Origin of the sequence: Geomonas limicola, assembly GCF_014193675.1 — a bacterium.
In the GTDB taxonomy this organism is placed as follows: Bacteria; Desulfobacterota; Desulfuromonadia; order Geobacterales; family Geobacteraceae; genus Geomonas; species Geomonas limicola.
On sequence record NZ_BLXZ01000009.1, the window covers coordinates 99,279 to 116,440 of the forward strand.

The 17,162-nt window shown below is 63.6% G+C and carries 15 protein-coding genes; 2 read left to right on the forward strand and 13 right to left on the reverse strand.

Annotated features, from left to right (window positions below; translation table 11 throughout):
• Positions 1–165: 165 nt before the first annotated feature.
• The 12 genes from H7688_RS19380 to xseA all read right to left on the reverse strand — a co-directional run bounded on the left by H7688_RS19380 (position 166) and on the right by xseA (position 12,869).
• Positions 166–723: a ComEA family DNA-binding protein gene (locus tag H7688_RS19380; protein ID WP_183363016.1), complete on the reverse strand. Its 558-nt coding sequence runs from the start codon at positions 721–723 to the stop codon at positions 166–168.
• On the reverse strand, positions 723–2,306 hold the full coding sequence (cimA, locus tag H7688_RS19385; protein ID WP_183362900.1) for a citramalate synthase: 1,584 nt from the start codon (positions 2,304–2,306) through the stop codon (positions 723–725). Before cimA ends, H7688_RS19380 begins: the two co-directional genes overlap by 1 nt.
• Before the next feature lie 102 nt (positions 2,307–2,408).
• A complete protein-coding gene (locus tag H7688_RS19390) occupies positions 2,409–3,626 on the reverse strand; it encodes an aspartate kinase (protein WP_183362901.1) in 1,218 nt (405 codons plus the stop codon).
• A 301-nt stretch (positions 3,627–3,927) separates the two neighbouring features.
• Positions 3,928–4,392: a tRNA (adenosine(37)-N6)-threonylcarbamoyltransferase complex ATPase subunit type 1 TsaE gene (gene tsaE, locus H7688_RS19395; protein WP_183362902.1), complete on the reverse strand. Its 465-nt coding sequence runs from the start codon at positions 4,390–4,392 to the stop codon at positions 3,928–3,930.
• A 4-nt stretch (positions 4,393–4,396) separates the two neighbouring features.
• On the reverse strand, positions 4,397–4,846 hold the full coding sequence (locus H7688_RS19400) for a CBS domain-containing protein (protein WP_183362903.1): 450 nt from the start codon (positions 4,844–4,846) through the stop codon (positions 4,397–4,399).
• Between the two features lie 71 nt (positions 4,847–4,917).
• On the reverse strand, positions 4,918–6,480 hold the full coding sequence (locus tag H7688_RS19405; RefSeq protein WP_183362904.1) for an NAD(P)H-hydrate dehydratase: 1,563 nt from the start codon (positions 6,478–6,480) through the stop codon (positions 4,918–4,920).
• 7 nt (positions 6,481–6,487) lie between these two features.
• The gene (locus H7688_RS19410; protein WP_183362905.1) at positions 6,488–6,865 is read right to left on the reverse strand and encodes a holo-[acyl-carrier-protein] synthase; all 378 of its coding nucleotides are present in this window, start codon (positions 6,863–6,865) and stop codon (positions 6,488–6,490) included.
• A 186-nt stretch (positions 6,866–7,051) separates the two neighbouring features.
• Positions 7,052–8,311: a peptidase MA family metallohydrolase gene (locus tag H7688_RS19415; protein WP_246329894.1), complete on the reverse strand. Its 1,260-nt coding sequence runs from the start codon at positions 8,309–8,311 to the stop codon at positions 7,052–7,054.
• A 32-nt stretch (positions 8,312–8,343) separates the two neighbouring features.
• Complete coding sequence (gene dxs / locus H7688_RS19420) at positions 8,344–10,221, reverse strand: 1-deoxy-D-xylulose-5-phosphate synthase (protein ID WP_183362906.1); 1,878 nt, start codon at positions 10,219–10,221, stop codon at positions 8,344–8,346.
• Positions 10,221–11,105 (reverse strand): polyprenyl synthetase family protein, encoded by an 885-nt coding sequence (locus H7688_RS19425; RefSeq protein WP_183362907.1) that lies wholly within the window; start codon positions 11,103–11,105, stop codon positions 10,221–10,223. The genes dxs and H7688_RS19425 overlap by 1 nt, the downstream gene beginning before the upstream one ends.
• A 106-nt stretch (positions 11,106–11,211) precedes the next feature.
• A complete protein-coding gene (locus tag H7688_RS19430; protein WP_183362908.1) occupies positions 11,212–11,439 on the reverse strand; it encodes an exodeoxyribonuclease VII small subunit in 228 nt (75 codons plus the stop codon).
• An 89-nt stretch (positions 11,440–11,528) separates the two neighbouring features.
• On the reverse strand, positions 11,529–12,869 hold the full coding sequence (gene xseA, locus H7688_RS19435) for an exodeoxyribonuclease VII large subunit (RefSeq protein ID WP_183362909.1): 1,341 nt from the start codon (positions 12,867–12,869) through the stop codon (positions 11,529–11,531).
• 90 nt (positions 12,870–12,959) lie between these two features.
• Between xseA and H7688_RS19440 the strand changes: the two genes are divergently transcribed.
• Entirely contained in the window at positions 12,960–14,336 is a 1,377-nt protein-coding gene (locus H7688_RS19440) for a ParA family protein (RefSeq protein WP_183362910.1), read from the forward strand.
• Between the two features lie 106 nt (positions 14,337–14,442).
• Here H7688_RS19440 and H7688_RS19445 read toward each other — a convergent pair whose 3' ends face one another.
• Positions 14,443–15,318 carry a divergent polysaccharide deacetylase family protein gene (locus H7688_RS19445; RefSeq protein WP_308470314.1) on the reverse strand — a complete coding sequence of 292 codons (876 nt, stop codon included), beginning with the start codon at positions 15,316–15,318 and terminating at the stop codon, positions 14,443–14,445.
• A 599-nt stretch (positions 15,319–15,917) separates the two neighbouring features.
• Between H7688_RS19445 and H7688_RS19450 the strand changes: the two genes are divergently transcribed.
• A complete protein-coding gene (locus H7688_RS19450; protein WP_183362912.1) occupies positions 15,918–17,123 on the forward strand; it encodes an alpha/beta hydrolase in 1,206 nt (401 codons plus the stop codon).
• Positions 17,124–17,162 lie beyond the last annotated feature (39 nt).

The following is a 17,162-nucleotide window of genomic DNA, read 5'->3' on the forward strand; positions in this document are numbered from 1 at the left end:
CCTTTGCATTTCGGGCATTTCATAACTATGTACCTCCCCACAGGAATGATTAAAGGGCTTCATGTGAGCAGGTATAATTCATCTAACATGCCAAGAAGGGGTTTATGTGGACTTTGTAATCTAACCAAAGATTGGAACCTCGGTAACTAGAGAGGTTACAGACCATTAAAAGTAGCGCTGTAACGTTTTAAGCTTCCCAGGCCCTATCCCCGGCACCCGAGCAACCCCTGCCAGGGAGCGGAAAACGCCATTTTTGTGACGCTCGGTCTCAATTCTCTCCGCCAGAACCGGTCCGATTCCCGGCAGTGCGGCCCACTCCTCTCGCGTCATCCGGTCGGGATCGAGAGGGATCCCCAGCAGCATCCGCTCCTGCACTGGCATGGTTTCCACCGTAACAACGTGGGGTTGACCGTTGGCGGAGTGAACCGTCACCAGGTCGCCGGAGGTCAAGCGGCGCCCCGCTACCACGCTTGAAACACCTGTCAAGCTCCGGGCACCGACCGTCATTTTAATGGCGGTTTCGGCAGTTGTCCCGTCAGGGAACCGGTGTACTCCGGGACGTCCCACATCGCCTGCCAGACGAACCACCACACCCCCTGCAGGCACAGGTGCAACAAAGGCCGTGCCCGCACCTTTCGGGGTGCAGACACGGCCCTTGGCCAGCAAAACGAGCGACAGCAGGAGCGCCAGCGAACTGAGCGCCCAGCGCGTGCCGCGCGGCATCACTTCTTAGCGCCCGTCTCCTCGTCCCGGTGCAGCTTGTACTCGATGGAGTCGATGAGCGCCTGGTAGGAGGCCTCGATGACGTTCGAGGATACGCCGACGGTACCCCAGCGGCTCTCCTTGTCGCCCGACTCGATGAGCACCCGGATCGAGGATGCGGTCCCCTGCCCTGCCGGCAGCACGCGGACCTTGTAGTCGTGCAGTTTCACGTCTTTGAGTTTCGGGTAGAACTTCTCGAGCGCCTTTCTGAGCGCGTTATCGAGCGCGTTCACCGGACCGGTACCGTCGGCCGCGGTGTGCTCGATCTTGCCGCCGACCTTCACCATGATGGTCGCCTCGGAAAGCGGCTGCTCGTCCTCGTGGCGTTTCTCGTCGATAACCCTGAAGCCGACCACCTGGAAGAACTTGCGGTGCGTCCCGAGGGCGCGTTTCATGAGGAGCTCGAAGGAGGCCTCGGCCCCCTCGAACTGGTAGCCGCGGTTCTCCATGGCCTTGATGTCTTCCAGGATCTCCAGGGTGACCGGGTCCTTCGAGTCGAGGTTGATGTTGAACTCGGTCGCCTTGGCGAGGATGTTGGCGCGGCCGGAGAGGTCCGAGACCAGGACGCGCGTGGTGTTCCCCACCAGTTCCGGGCGCATGTGCTCGTAGGTCTCCGGGTGGCGCTGGATCGCCGAGACGTGCACCCCCCCCTTGTGGGCGAAGGCGGAGTTGCCGACGTAGGGCTGGTGCTTGTTGGGTGCCAGGTTCGCAAGCTCGTAGACGTAGCGGGAGAGTTCCCTCAGCTGGCGCATCTGGGCGTCGCTCACGCACTGGGCCCCCATCTTCACCTTCAAGGCCGGGATGATGGAGCAGAGGTTCGCGTTGCCGCAGCGCTCCCCGAAGCCGTTGATGGTCCCCTGCACCTGGACGATGCCGCTTTGCACTGCCACGATGGAGTTCGCCACCGCGCACTCGCCGTCGTTGTGGGTGTGGATCCCCAAGGGGACCGACACCGTCGCCTTTACCTTCTCCACGATGGCCGCGACCTCGTAGGGCATGGTGCCGCCATTGGTATCGCAGAGGATGATGCAGGCCGCCCCACCCTGCTCCGCCGCTTTCAGGGTCTTAAGCGCGTACTCCGGGTTCGACTTGTAGCCGTCGAAGAAGTGCTCGGCGTCGTAGAAGACCTCCGGCATGCGTGCCTTCAGGTACTCGATGGAGTCGAAGATGAGCTCCAGGTTCTCCTCGAGCGGGATGCGCAGCGCCTCGTGGACCTGGAAGTCCCAACTCTTGCCGAAGATGGTCACCGCGTCCGCCTCGGAGGCGACCAGGGTACGCAGGTTCTGGTCCTTGTCCGGGGTGATCTTGGCGCGGCGGGTCGAGCCGAAGGCCGCGATCTTCGCCTGGGAGAGTTTCTCCTTCTTGATGTCCTTGAAGAAGGTGACGTCCTTGGGATTGCTCCCCGGCCACCCCCCCTCGATGTAGTGAATGCCGCACTCGTCCAGCTTGTGCGCGATGCGGATCTTGTCCTCAACCAGAAAGGAGATGTCCTCGGCCTGTGTTCCGTCCCTCAGCGTCGTGTCGTACAGTTTGACCAAACTCATGTCTTCTCCACCTAAAACGACAACGCGCGCCGTCTCCGCCGGACCAATAGTGGCGGATCAGGCGCGCGCAGCCCCTTGTTTGATTGTAGTTAAAGAGCGTCGTTACTTGCCGGACAGGCCGAAGGCGTCGTGCAGCACGCGGACGGCGAGCTCGGTGTACTTGGCATCCACCACCACCGAGATCTTGATTTCGGAGGTGGAGATCATCTGGATGTTGATCCCCTCGGCGGCCAGGGTCTTGAACATGGTGGTGGCGACGCCGGCGTGGCTGCGCATGCCGAGGCCCACGATGGAGACCTTGCTGATGTTCTCGTCGACGAGCACTTCCTTGGCGGAGATCGCCTCGGCGGTCTCCTTGCTGATGGCGAGTGCGCGCTTCAGGTCCGCCTGGGCGACGGTGAAGGTGAAGTCGGTGAGGCCGTTCTCGCTTACGTTCTGGACGATCATGTCGACCGAGATGTTCGCGTCGGAGAGCGGCGAGAGGATCTGGGCGGCGATACCCGGCTTGTCGGGGACCTGCATGACCGCGATCTTCACTTCATCCTTGGCGTAGGCGATACCGGAGACGAGCACTGCTTCCATTTCTTTATCCTCCTTGGTGACCATGGTGCCCAGGTTCTCGTTGAAGCTGGAACGCACATGGACGTCGACATTGTATTTTTTGGCGAATTCAACGGAACGGATCTGCAGCACCTTGGCGCCCAGGCTGGCGAGTTCCAGCATCTCGTCATAGGAGATGCGCTCGATCTTCTTGGCGTCCTTGCACATGTTGGGGTCGGTAGTGTAGACCCCGTCCACGTCGGTGTAGATCTCGCAGACGTCGGCTTTAAGCGCCGCGGCCATGGCGACCGCCGAGGTGTCCGAGCCGCCGCGCCCCAGCGTGGTGATGCTGCCGGTCGCGTCCACGCCCTGGAAGCCGGCCACGATGATGATGGTACCGTCTTTCAAGTCTTCGCGGACCTTGGTGTCCGGGATCTCTTCGATGCGGGCCTTGCTGTAGGCCGAGTCGGTGATGATGGGGATCTGGAAGCCCAGGTAGGACTTGGCCTTGTAGCCCATGGATTTGAGGCACATGGCCAAAAGCGCGATGGAGACCTGCTCACCGGCTGCCACCAGTACGTCGTACTCGCGGTTGTCCGGGAACTCGCACACCTCGTTGGCCAGGGCCACCAGCTTATTGGTTTCGCCTGACATGGCGGAGACGACCACGACCATGTCGTTGCCGGCGTCGTAGGTCTTAGCCACCCTTTTGGCGACGTTGCGTATGCGTTCGACAGACCCCATCGAGGTGCCGCCGTACTTCTGGACCACCAAAGCCATGTCCGTCCTCCTTTATGCTCTACAAGTAAATGCGCCGATGCATTGCATGCTCGGGCGGTTGGATCAACTTTATTACCAAGATTACACCTTTGGGTCAAAACATTTTTTGAGATATCAGGTATTACGTTGCTGAAATTGTAGCGACTGACTCAATAGCCACGCGTTGCAATGTCAGAAACCTGGGGTGTCAGAATGAAAACGGCATCGAGAAACAGCATATCACAGGGCCTTGAAAGCGGAGAAGCCATTGGGGGAATGGGACCACGGGGTGCCAATCCCCAGCGCTCCCCATCGGCCTGTATCACCCAGGAAAAAGCGCCGCCACCAGCTCCTCGCCGCGTTTTCCGGAGCCGGTAAAGCTAACGCTGCGGCTTTCGGGCCCGGTATGGCTGAGCGTGACCGTGAGTATCTCGGACGGCAGATCCTCCTCCAGTCGTTCCGCCCACTCCACCAGACAGGCACCGTTGCCGCTGAAGTACTCGTCAAAGCCCAGGTTCTCGACGTCTTCGGGCCCCTGCAGCCGGTACAGGTCGAAGTGGTAGAGCGGAATGCGCCCCTGGTAGATGTTCAGGATGGTGTAGGTCGGGCTGGTGACCGGGGTGTCGCTCGCCACCTCGAGCCCCTGCGCGACCCCCTTGGCGAACTGGGTCTTCCCTGCGCCCAACTCCCCGACCAGTGCCACGAAATCGCCGGGTAGCAGGAACCGTCCCAACCGGGCGCCGAGAGCGACGGTCTCGGCGCCGCTTGAGGTTTCCACACACGACATGCGGCTACCCCATCATGGTGCGGATCAGGTCGATGCGGCCGACGATGCCGACCACGCAGCCCCCCTCCACGACCGGTACCGCGTGCACCTTCTCGCGGCTCATGATGTCCGCTACCTCGCTCACCGGAGCCTCCGGGGCGACGTAGAAAAGCTGTTTCGAGAAGATCTCGCCAACGGTCTGGGCGGTCATCTTCTGCAGTTCGCGCTCGAAACGCTTGTCGCTTTCCAGGTAGATGACCCAATCGAAGATGGAGACCACCGTCGGGATGTGCAGGCTCTTGTCCTGTTCGACGAGGTCGGTCTCGGAGACCATCCCCAGGAGGTTCCCCGCCGGGTTCACCACCGGGGCACTGGAGATGCGACGCTCGGCGAAGATCTTGGCGAGTTCGGCAACGGTAGTTTCGGGACGCACGGTAATGACCTCTTTGGTCATGACATCTTTAGCCTTGAGCATAGCAATTCTCCTGTGTGGCAATCCTGCGGGGCAGGTGCGAAGGGGGCGAAGGATCATCCGTCCCAGGTAGTTCAGTGAAATCGAGTGCTGCCGGTGGCAAACGCCACCGCCTTCAGCGCCTCGGGAAGCTTCTCCTGCACGTCGGTGGCGCTCATCCCCTGGGTCCCCTTGAGCGGGAGGAGCAGGTCGGCGGCCAGGCCGTGCAGGTAGGCGGCCAGACAGCAGGCCTCGAAGGGCTGGTACCCCTGGCCTACCAGGGAGGCGAGCACGCCGGTCAGCACGTCCCCCATGCCGCCGCTCGCCATGCCGGGGTTGCCGCTGCCGTTTATGGCGATGCGGCCGTCCGGAGCGGCGATGACGCTGCGGGCCCCCTTGAGGATCAGGTACACCTGGTAGCGCCGGGCGAAGTCGGCTGCGGCGGCGCTGCGCTCAGCCTCGATCTCGGGAATCGAGCAGCCGGCGAGGCGCGCCATCTCCCCAGGGTGCGGGGTGAGCAGGGTGATCCGGTCGCGGCGCGTGAGAAGACGCTCGGGAGCCTGGGCCAGGGCGTTCAGCCCATCGGCATCGATGACCAGCGGCTGGGCGAGCTCCGCCAGAAGCGAGTGCACCAGGAAGACCGTCGAGGGCGCGGTGCCGATACCCGGGCCCAGTGCCACCACGTCCCGGGTACTCGCCTCGCGCAGCAGTTCAGGGAGAGCACCGGCCTGCAGATGGGTGGCCCCGGATGTACCCACCGGCAGGGTCATCACCTCGGTGGTCTTGGCTTCCAGGATGGGATTCAGCGCGGCGGGGATGGCCAGGGTAACCAGGCCGCCGCCGGTGCGCAGCGCACTGTTGGCCGCCATGGCCGCAGCACCGGTCTTGCCGGGCGAGCCGGCGATGACGAGGCTGTGTCCCGCGCTCCCCTTGTGGGCCAGCGGGCTGCGCGGGCGCATCAGGGAGTGCGCCCGGGCAAGGTCGAGGTACTCCACGCCGGGGGCCCCGTCCAGCACGGTCTGTGGCATGCCGATGTCGGCCACCACCAGGCGGCCGCAGAGGTCGCAGCCGGGATGCAGCACGTTCCCGAGTTTGGCCAGGGCAAAGGTTACGGTGAACTCGGCCCGTACCGCGACCCCGAGGACGCGTCCGGTTGCCGCGTCGACACCGGAGGGGATGTCGACCGCCACCACCGGACGGCCGGAGGCGTTGATCGCCTCGATGGCGTCGCGGAAAGCGCCGGTGACTTCACTTTTCACCCCGGTCCCCAGGAGCGCATCCACCACCAGCGTCGCCTCGCGAAAGAGTTCCAGCGGCAGCGGCGCGCCCACCGGCGGCAGGACCAGGGTCCCCTTGTCCAAGAGAGCCAGGTTGGCGGCGGCATCCCCGGCGATGGCGGAAGGGGGAGCCAGCAGCAGTACCGCAGCCTGCCAGCCGCGCTCGGCCAACAGCCGGGCGATCACGTAGCCGTCGCCGCCGTTGTTCCCCTTGCCGGCGACGATGAGGACCTTTCTCCCCTCGCCCGGACCGAAGCTCTCGGTAATGGCGTCGGCACAGGCCCGGCCGGCGTTTTCCATGAGGGTGAGACCGGGAATCCCGAACTCACCGATGGTACGCTGGTCCATCTGCTGCATCACCTGGCCGGTCACCACTTTCATGAGTACCTCACTTTTCAAGGACCACCATGCCGACCCCCGCTCCCGCGTCGTGGGACAGGGAAAGGAAACAGGAGGTCAGGCCGTGGCTGCGGAAGAGTTCCCCCGCCTTGCCGTAGAGCTTCAGTTCCGGTTTGCCCAAGGGGTCGTTCACCACCTCGAGGTCCTTCCAGCAGATGCCGTCGCGCAGCCCGGTTCCCAGGGCCTTCAGGAAGGCCTCCTTGGCCGCGAAGCGCAGGGCGTAGTGCTGGGCCGCGCGTTTTTTGCCGGCGCAGTAGGCGATCTCCGTGGGCGTAAAGAGCCGCTGGATAAGGGGATCGTTCCCCTCCTCCAGGAAGCGCTCGAAGCGGGCAATTTCAACTATGTCGACACCGATGCCGAATATCACGCATTCTCCATAAACAGACCTACAAGAGTTACTACAGAGGACGCAGAGGGAAAGGCGAGGAACACAGGGTAAAGACTGAAAACGGGTTCAGGACAAACCCTCAAGCTTGGTTTTCCTCTGTGCTCCGCTCTTTTCCCTCCGTGTCCTCTGTGGTGAAGCTTTTTGCTTTTGGTTCTCAACCCTCGCCTACGGTGCCGCGGCCTCGGCCGGGAGCCCCAGGCTCTCCCGCCACTCGCGCTGCACCGCCGGCATGTCCAGCGACCAGTCCGCGAGCGCCTTCGACACCGCGACCTCTATCTTCACCCGGTCCTTCAGGTTTTTCAGGACGTTCTGCATGGCGTACCAGCCGTAGCGCTGCACCATGAAGCTGGTGAGCGAGTAGCTCTGCCGGTAGGCAAGGCCGGCACTCTCCCGATCAAGTCCGACGAAGGATCCGGAGAGCGAGCGCATAGAAAGCAGCTTCTCCTTGGCAAGGGGGGCGCCTTGCGCCGCCATGGCCGCTCCGTACTCCTTGAACTCCTCGATCTGGGCCAGCCCCTCGTTGAGCCAGGTGGGGACGTTGCCGCCGGTAATCTCGGCCACCAGCACGTGGGTAAATTCGTGGAACAGCACGCCGCGCAGCTGCGGCGTCATATTGCTGACCCCGCCCAAGGGGAGGCGGATCTTGCCGTCGTAGAGACCGCCGGACCAGTCCGGCCCGTTGGTGACGCTGGAATACTCCTGCTTGGTGTAGAGCAATACCGGGATGCGCGCGGTGGGGAACAACCCGAGATCGGTCCCGACGCTGTTGTAGGCGGTCTCCAGGGCGTCCAGCACCTCGGCGGAGAGCCCGGGCGGGAGTTCGGCATCGAAGGTGATGTCGAACATCGAGCTGTACCCCTTGTCCATCCGGGACTCGACGGGTAGCTCCCGTTCCGCCTTGGCGATCAGTTTCTTTACGCCCGGATCGGAGCCCAGCGTCTCGGCCCGGCGCCAGTTGTCCAGCGCCCCGTTCAGGTCACCGGTGTCGTAGCAGATCTTGCCCAGGTAGGTGAGTGCTTCGGCACTCTCGCCGAGCTGGTTCAGTTCGGCGCGGGCAGAGTCGAAGTTCTTGGCGAAGTACAGGGCGACGCCCCGCATCAGGGTGAAGCGGCTTTCGCCGGGATAGAGCTCGCGGGCCTGGCTGTAGTTCTCCGCGGCCTCGGTGAAGCGGCTCAGGTTCAGGTTGCGCTGGGCCTGCGAGAGGTAGGCCTGGGCCAGGTCGTGGCGCAGGGTCTCGTTGTAGGGAAACAGCGAGTAGCCGGCTCTCAGCTCCTCGATGGCCTTGTCGTACTGGCCCTCCTGGACCAGCGCCTTGGCATCGGCACCGATGCTGGCAGCATCGCCGGCGCCTGCGCCAACCGGCACCAGGAGGAGGGAGCAGAGCACCCCAAACATCAGGAGAAAGGTCGAACCGGTTGATCTCATGGCGCGTCACACCTCTTGGTCACGCTTTCGGGTCACGCCTTCTTGACAACACCCCGCACGCTCGTGGCGATGCCGGCGGCATCCAGGCCGTAGCTCGCCCGTAGTTCGGCCTGCTCGCCCTGCTCCACGAAGCTGTCCGGATACCCCAGGCGGGTGACCGTGATACCGGTCAGATCCTCTTCTTCCAGAAGCTCGAGCACCGACGTCCCGAAGCCCCCCTGTACCACGTTGTCCTCCACCGTGAAGAGCCGCCCGGTCTCGGCAAGCGACAGGATCAGTTCCCGGTCCAGCGGTTTCACGAAGCGCACGTTCATGACGGCGACGTCGATCCCTTCCTGGGCCAGCAGCTCGGCCGCCTCGCGGGCCGGTTGCACCATGGCCCCCACCGCGAGGATCGCCCCGTCTTTCCCCTGGCGCAACAGTTCCCCCTTGCCCACCGGCAGGGCCTTGAAGATCTGGTCGATGGGGACGCCGCAGCCGGAGCCGCGCGGGTAGCGTACCGCCGAGGGGCCCGGGAGCTGCAACCCGGTGTAGAGCATGTGCTGCAGCTCGTTCTCGTCCTTGGGGGCCATCACGGTGATGCCGGGCAGCAGGCGCAGGTAGGAGAGGTCGAAGACGCCGTGGTGGGTCGGACCGTCGTTACCGACCACGCCGGCGCGGTCGATGGCGAAGAGCACCGGCAGGTCCTGCAGGCAGACGTCGTGGGCCAGCTGGTCGTAGCCGCGCTGCAGGAACGAGGAGTAGAGCGCCACCACGGGCCTGAGCCCCTGGGCGGCGAGGCCGGCCGCGAAGGTGACCGCGTGCTGCTCGGCGATCCCCACGTCGAAGAAGCGCTCCGGGTACTCCTTGCCAAACGGGGAGAGCCCGGTGCCGTCCGGCATGGCCGCGGTGACCGCCACGATCTTGTCGTTCTCCAGGGCGAGCTTTTTCATGGACTCGCCGAAGATGCCGGTGTAGGAGGCGGCGCCCCCCTTCCCCTTGAGGACCTTGCCGGTCTCGGCGTCGAAGGGACCCACCCCGTGGAACAGCGACGGGTTCGCCTCGGCGGCCGGAAACCCTTTCCCCTTCTTGGTGAGCACGTGGATCAATACGGCGTCGTCGAAGCGTTTCACGCTTTCCAGGGTATCCAATAGCTGCGGGATGTCGTGGCCGTCGATGGGGCCTATGTACTCGAAACCGAAGGCCTCGAAGAGCATCCCCGGCGTGAAGAGCCCCTTGAGCGACTCCTCGGCGCGCTTGGCGACCTGCAGGGCGCTTTTGCCGAACATGGGGAGTTTTTCCAGGAAGGCCTCGAGGTCCTTCTTGGCCTTGTGCACGAACTCCGAGGTGATGGTGCGCGACAAAAGGTTGGAGAGTGCCCCGACGTTCTCCGAGATGGACATCTCGTTGTCGTTCAGGATCACCACCAGGTCCTTGTTCAGGTGGCCGGCGTGGTTCAAGGCCTCGAAGGCGATGCCGCCGGTCATGGAACCGTCGCCGATCACCGCGAGCACCTTGTTGTGGCGCTCGCTCAAGTCGCGGGCGACGCCCAGGCCCAGGGCCGCGGAGATGGAGGTCGAGGAGTGGCCGACATCGAAGACGTCATGCCGCGATTCCGCGCGTTTCGGGAAACCGCTGATGCCGTTCAGGGTGCGCAGCGTCCCGAAGTTGTCGTTGCGGCCGGTCAAAAGCTTGTGGGCGTAGGCCTGGTGCCCGACGTCCCAGACGATCTTGTCGTTGGGTGAGTCGAAGACCCGGTGCAGCGCGATGGTGAGCTCCACAACCCCGAGGCTGGGAGCCAGGTGCCCGCCGTTGGCGGCGCAGACCTCGATGATCCGGGCGCGCAGCTCGTCGGCCAGCTGCTCCAACTCTTTCAGGGAGAGCCCTTTGACCTGCGCCGGATCGGTGATGCGGTTCAGAATGCTCGACATCAAGATTTCCTTTTCACGATGTAAGAGGCGATCAGGCGCAGCGGCTCGGCCTTCTCGTCGAAGACGGAGAGTGCCTCGAGCGCCATATCCACCAGTTCGGCTGCGCGTTGCTTGGAGGCCTCGAGACCCATGAGCGCGGGATAGGTCGCCTTGCCGCGCGCCTCGTCGCTCCCTGCGTCCTTGCCCAGCTCCTCGGTGGTCCCTTCCACGTCGAGGATGTCGTCGGCGATCTGGAAGGCGAGGCCGATCGCGTCGGCGTAGCGGGTCATCGCCTTCAGCTGGTCGGCGCTGGCGCCACCCAGGATGGCCCCCGCGCGTACCGAGGCACGGATCAGGGCGCCAGTCTTGTGGGTGTGGATGTAGGAAAGGGTGGCGAGGTCGATTTCCCCCTTCCCTTCGCTCTCCATGTCGACCACCTGGCCGCCTACCATGCCGCGCGAACCCGAGGCGGCGGCGATCTCGTGGATCACCTTGAGCTTGGCCGCCGGGTCGCCAGTCTCGTCGCGGGAGAGCAGGATGAAGGCCTCGGTGAGCAGCGCATCGCCGGCCAGGATGGCGGTCGCCTCGCCGTAGACCTTGTGGTTGGTGGGGTTACCCCTGCGGAAATCGTCGTCGTCCATCGCCGGAAGGTCGTCGTGGATCAGGGAATAGGTGTGGATCATCTCCATGGCGCAGGCAGCAGGGAGTGCGGCTTTCAGCTCGCCCCCCACCGTTTCGCAGGCGGCCAGCATCAGTACCGGGCGCACCCTCTTGCCGCCGGCGAACACCGAGTAGCGCATGGAGCCGTGCAAGGATGCGGGGAGCTCCGTTGCCGTGGGAAGAAAACGGTCCAGCGCCTCGTCGACGATCTGGCATCTCTCGGTCAAATATGCTTTCAAGTCCATGGATGATCTCACTTAACTGAATTGGATTTTTGGTTCTGGTGACGGTCCGGGCCCGGCGACAAAGTCAAACGCGCAGACTAAGACGAGTCTACTTCTTTTAAGCAGTTTAATCTACCTCATCGAACGGTTTGGTCACGAAGCTGCCGTCGCGCTGTTTGAGGAGCACTTCTACCCTGCGCTCGGCCTCATTGAGTTTCTTGCTGCAGAACGCCGACTGCTTGACACCCTCTTCAAAAGCTTTCAGCGACTCTTCCAGAGAAAGGTCGCCGGTCTCGAGTTTTTTGACCACATCCTCGAGTTTTTTAAGAGCAGTTTCGAACTTTTCTCCAGCCATGAGAACCTCTCTTGAAAAAAATGAACGCCCATTATACAGACTGTTCGCCCTGCGTCAAGGCAGTAGAGGCAGGGGCCGGGGACTGGGGACTAGGGGCTGGCCTCTTCCACTTTGCAGAGGGCCGAGCCGGCAGCGAGGGTGAGTTCCAGGCGATCGCCGGGGGCGAGGTCACGGCTGTCGCGCACCACCGAGCGCTGCGGGAGTTTCCGGGCGATACTGTAGCCGCGCCCCAGGACGGCCAGCGGTGAGACGGCGTTCAGGGTACCGGAGGCCAGCCGCAGCCGCTCGCCCGCGCTCACGATGCGCCGGGTCATGGCGTGTTCCAGGCGCAGCGAGAGGTTCCCCAGGCGTTCCTGGGTCCGGCGCAGGGTGAGTGCCGGGTTTTGCTGATGCAGCCTCGTGGTGAGGTTGTCAATGCGCTCCTCCAGATCGCCCAGGGTCAGGTCCACCTCGCGCCTTAGGCGCTGGTCCAGGCTGTCGACGCGCTGGCTCAGGTGTCCCAGGATCCGGCTGGGATCGGCCACCAGGCGCGACAGCGCGGTCACCCGGGAGCGGGTTCCCTCCAGCCGGCGCACCTGGGCAATCTGCAGCCGGTGCACCAGGGCGTCGAGCTCGGCGGTGAGCTCCTTCTTGCTGCGCACCACCAGCTCAGCCGCGGCAGACGGGGTGGCAGCCCTCAGGTCGGCCACGAAATCGGAGATGGTGAAATCTACCTCGTGCCCCACCGCCGAAATGACGGGGATCTTGGAGCGATGGATGGCACGCGCCACCACCTCCTCGTTGAAGGCCCAGAGGTCTTCCAGGGAGCCGCCGCCGCGCCCGACGATCATGACGTCGAGCCCCCCCCGGCGGTTCAGGTCGTCGATGGCCGTGGCGATCTCCTGCGCGGCCCCCTCCCCTTGCACCCGGACCGGGTTGATCAGGATCTCCAGGTTGGCAAAACGGCGGCCGAGCACGGTGAGGATGTCGCGGATGGCGGCGCCGGTGGGCGAGGTGACCACGCCGATCCTTTGGGGGAGCTTGGGGACCTCGCGCTTGTGCAGTTCGGAGAAGAGCCCCTCGCGGGCGAGCTTTTCCTTGAGCTGGATGAAGGCCATCTGCAGGCCGCCGATCCCCTGCGGCTCCAGGTACTCGGCGACCAGCTGGTACTCGCCGCGCGGCTCGAACAGGGTGAGCCGGCCACGCACCAGGACCCGCATGCCGTCCTTGGGGACGAACTTGAGGGTACGGGCGGCGGTGCGGAACATCACGCAGCGCAGTTGGGCGCCGGCGTCTTTCAAGGTGAAGTAGCAGTGCCCCGACTGGGGCGAGGCGAAATTGGAGATCTCCCCTTCCACCCAGACCTGGTCGAAATTTTCCTCAAGAAGGTCGCGGATAAGCGAGGTGAGAGCGCTGACGGTGAGGACGCGACGTTCGCGGAAAAGCACCATTTCTCCCCCTTTTTGGCACGGCTCACCGTTTCTATCACGCCCCCTGAGCGGTGTCAAACCGGTTGACCGGCGCGCGCTGTCGATGCTAGTATGCGCGCCATGAAAAATTACCCGTACGTGATCACCGTCTCCTCGGAAAAAGGGGGGGTGGGCAAGACGACGCTGGCAACCAACCTGGCGATTTTCCTGAAAGCGCTCGACGAGAACCTGCCCGTCTCCATCTTCTCTTTCGACAACCACTTCACCATCGACAAGATGTTCGCCATCAAGGGGCAGAAGACCACCGGAAGCGTGGCCGACCTGCTCCTGGAAACGCCGGGGTGCGATCTCCTGCATACCGGTCAGTACGGGGTGAACTTCATTCCCTCCTCGACCGCACTCCCGGATCTCAAGGGGTCGCTCAAGGGGCCGATGGTGCTGGCCCGCCTCCTGGCCAACTCGAACATCCCGGGGATCCTCATCGTCGACACCCGCCCGGACCTCGACATCATGACCCAGAACGCGCTCTACGCAGCCGACCGGGTCTTCGTGCCGATCAAGGACATGGCGAGCATGGACAACTGCCGCAACATCTTCGAACTCTTCGACAAGCGCGGCCTGGACCGCAAGAGCCTGTCGCTGGTCCCCTGCCTCATCGACGAGCGCATCAAGTTCGACGGCCTGTTCAAGGACCAGAAAACGCTCCTGAAGGCCTTTGCCATCAACCGCGGCTACCGCTGCATGGAGACCTTCATCTCCAAGAGTCCCAAGGTCGAGAGCCTGAACACCAACCCGGACGGCCGGATCTACCCGATCCTCACCCACGGGCGCGGCACCGACGTCTACGGCCAGTTCACGGCCCTGGGGCAGTCCGCGCTGGAGGAGTTCTACGGGACCGCCGAGCCGCGTTCGCTTTTGTTCGACAAGTGGCTCACCGAAGACGACAGCCGCAAGAAGGAAGCCTACTTTGCCCGCCTGACCGGCCTGAAGAGCGAGTGCCTCGCCTGCGGGGCGCAGCTCGACAAGCAGTCGCAGGTCTCCTACTACTGCGAGAGTTCCGACGGCGCCTCCTCCGGATTCATGGAAGCCGACTGCTTCGTCGAGTTCCTGATCCGGGCCGTGTTCAAGATCGACCGCGAGCTTTCCGCCGACGACCCGACCCGGCTCATGATCGCCCACACCGCCCAGGAGTCGGTATTCGTGCTGAACCCGGGCGATCCGGAAAAGGCCATTCTCGATTTCCACCGCTTCGACCTGCGCGGCACCTCGCTTCTGAAAAAGCAGTACTCCATGGCCGTCGCTCCGGAGCAGGACGAGTTCACCTCCCTTTTGCAGGGGAGTCTCGCCGGCTACGAGGGGAAACTGCGCGACGCCTTTTTGCTGGTGCACCCGGTGAACGGCGAGAGTCCCGAGGCGATCCTGCTGGATGAGAACTACCGCGAACTGAACCGCCTGAAGAAGAAGATCGTGGCACAGTTGCAGAGCTGACCACCACGTGGCACAGCAGCATAGGAAAAAGGCCTCCCGGCATCGAGCCGGGAGGCCTTTTTTATCTTTACTGTTACCCACCGCGGTTCTCAACCTCAACCAGTTCCTAACTGGTCAGCTCCGAGGCGTGTACGAAGGTGATCCCCTCGCGGGCCAGTTGCGGCATCATCGCCCTGAGAGCCCGGATGGTCGCCGGATGGGGGTGGCAGATGGCGATGGCCGAACCGCGCTTGCGGGCTATGGCCGCCGCCTGGGCCAACTGTTTGCCGATCAGTGCCTCGTCCTGAACGTTGTCCAGGAAAACCTGGCGCGCCGCACAACGTATCCCAAGGGCCTTCGCGGTACGCAGACCGGCCGATGACGGCGAGGTCATGGAATCCACGAAGAACACCCCCTTACCCTGCAACACCTTGAGCACTACTTCCATCTTCTCGGCACTCTGGGTGAACCGTGAACCCATGTGGTTGTTGGCCCCCACCGCGTGCGGCACGCTCCGGAAATAGCTGTTCACCCGGTCGGCGATCTCGGCATCGGACATGGCAACCAGCACCCCGACCTTCTCCATCGGCTGGCGCGGATACCCCTCCGGCTCCATCGGCATGTGCACCATCACCTCGCGCCCCGCGGCATGCGCCTTTTCGGCAACCTCCCTGGCATGGGCCAGGCTGGGGATCACCGAGAAGGTTATCGGCAGGTCGATGGAAAGAAGTGCCTGGAGTTCCTTCGGGCTCGCTCCCATGTCGTCGATGATGATGGCGAGCCTCCCCGGGCCGCTGCCGTGGGGCAGCGCGGCCTGGTGCGGCTTGGCCGGCTTGGTCTCGGGCTTAAGCGGATGTGCACTGGAGAGCGCCTCTTGCCGGGGCTCGGGGCGCGCCGGGATTTTCAGGTGCGCGGCCGGATGCTCGGCCTTGGGCGCGGGAGCCGTCTTACTGCGCCCGTGCTCGAGCAAAAACATGGCGGCGGCGATGACCACGGCTACCACAACGAGCGCTACCAGGGGACCTTTGCGGCCTCCGGAAGGCGCCTTGCGTCTGTTGACTGCTTTACCTCTACGTGCCAATGCGGCAAGCCTCCCCAATACACAGCGTGAAGTGAGTACTGGCTCTGCGCGTTTTGGTGACTCCGCCAGTTCCAGCCTCCTTGGGGTTATAAAGCGATACGCTGCGCTTTGACAAGTCTTTTGTCCGCCGAGCCCGGAAGGCCGTATCCCCCCAATCGCAAAAGTTCTTCCGAATCCCGGAAAAGTCTTCCAACTGGTCCCCTCTCCCCTGCGGGAGAGGGACAGGGTGAGGGGGAAGGTGCCACATCGTGGCCGATGGCGGCTTCCCCCACCCCCCGGCCCCCTCCTGTCAAGGGAGTGGGTGTTGGGATTCCCGGGATTTCACGTCAAACTTGGCAACGGCCTCGGTTCCGCCTGCTACACCAGGCAGCCCTTCTCGGGAACTCTGCCAAAACTTACCATTGGCTATTTCTAACACTCCATCGGACGCTATACTTTTCCAGGACCGCAGCCGCCTGCGACCGGAATTCCGACACTCGACGTGCCGCTTCATGAGCTTTCAAGGTATCGGGAGGTGCATCGTGATCAAGCCCCAGCAGCATAACCTCGGTTTTCGCCACCTGGAGAAACTGGTTCTGCTCGTCGTCCTGCTGCTGTGCACCAGCTGCGGCAGACCGCTCGCCGGACAGCACGCAACACCCACCCAACAGCCCGCTCCGCCGTCCAACCAAACCACACGAGTCCCCGAGCCTGCGCCGGCACCCCCTGCCCCGGTTCCGGCGACATCCGTGCAACAGGCGCCCCCCCAGGCGAGTTTCACGCTCGTCAGGGTTTTCTTCGCCACGGACCGGGCTCGCTCCACCAGCAGCGATCCCTACAAGATGTTCTCCGCCAAGCGCGGCCCGCTCAGTTTCGGCTCCTGCGAGATTGCGCTCCCGCTGAACCCGCCGGAAGCCGGCAACGCGTCCGGTCAGGACACCCCGGGAAAAACCGCGTCCCGGCCCGCCCTGCGTCGTGTGGTGCCGCGCGAGCGCACAGAACTCCTGAACCAGCTGCGCAGCGCCCTCGCCAAGACCGGCAAACGGAACCTGCTTATCTTCGTGCACGGCTACAACGTAGGCTTCGCCGATGCGGCCCGGCGCACCGCGCAGCTCAGCCAGGATCTCAACTTCGACGGCGTAGCCGCCTTTTTCAGCTGGCCTTCCAAGGGGCGCAGCGAGGCCTTCTCGGCTGACGAAACGGATGTGGAATGGGCACAGCCCGATCTCAAGGAGTTTCTAAAGGAAGTGACCCTGAAAACGCGGGTTAAGAACGTCTACCTCATCGGCCACGGCATGGGGAACCGCGCCCTCGCCAAGGCCTTCATCTACCTGAATTCCGAGCGTCCCGATCTGGCCAGGCAGGTTCGCGAACTCGTCCTGGTGGCTCCGGACCACAACGCCGACCTGTTCCGAAGCGAGCTGGCACCGAGCCTCAGTGCTGCCCCCATCCGCACCACCATCTACGCCTCGTCGCGCGACCCTGCTCTCAAGGCTGCACTGAAATACCAGGATTACCTGCGGGCCGGCGACTCCGGACCGAGTCAGCCGATCTACGAGGGGATCGACACCATCGACGCTTCCCGGGTCGACACCTCCCTCGCCACTCCGAGCAAAGGTGCCAATCGGTCCTCGATCTTGAGCGACATCCACCGGGTGATCCACGACGGCAAAAAAGCCTACGAGCGCAGCGGACTGCAGGCGGTGAACGACGTATCCGGGCGTTTTTGGCGCCTTAAGAAACAGTGAGGAGTTGCTTTGAAAATGGTGGGATAAAAGCAGGAACTT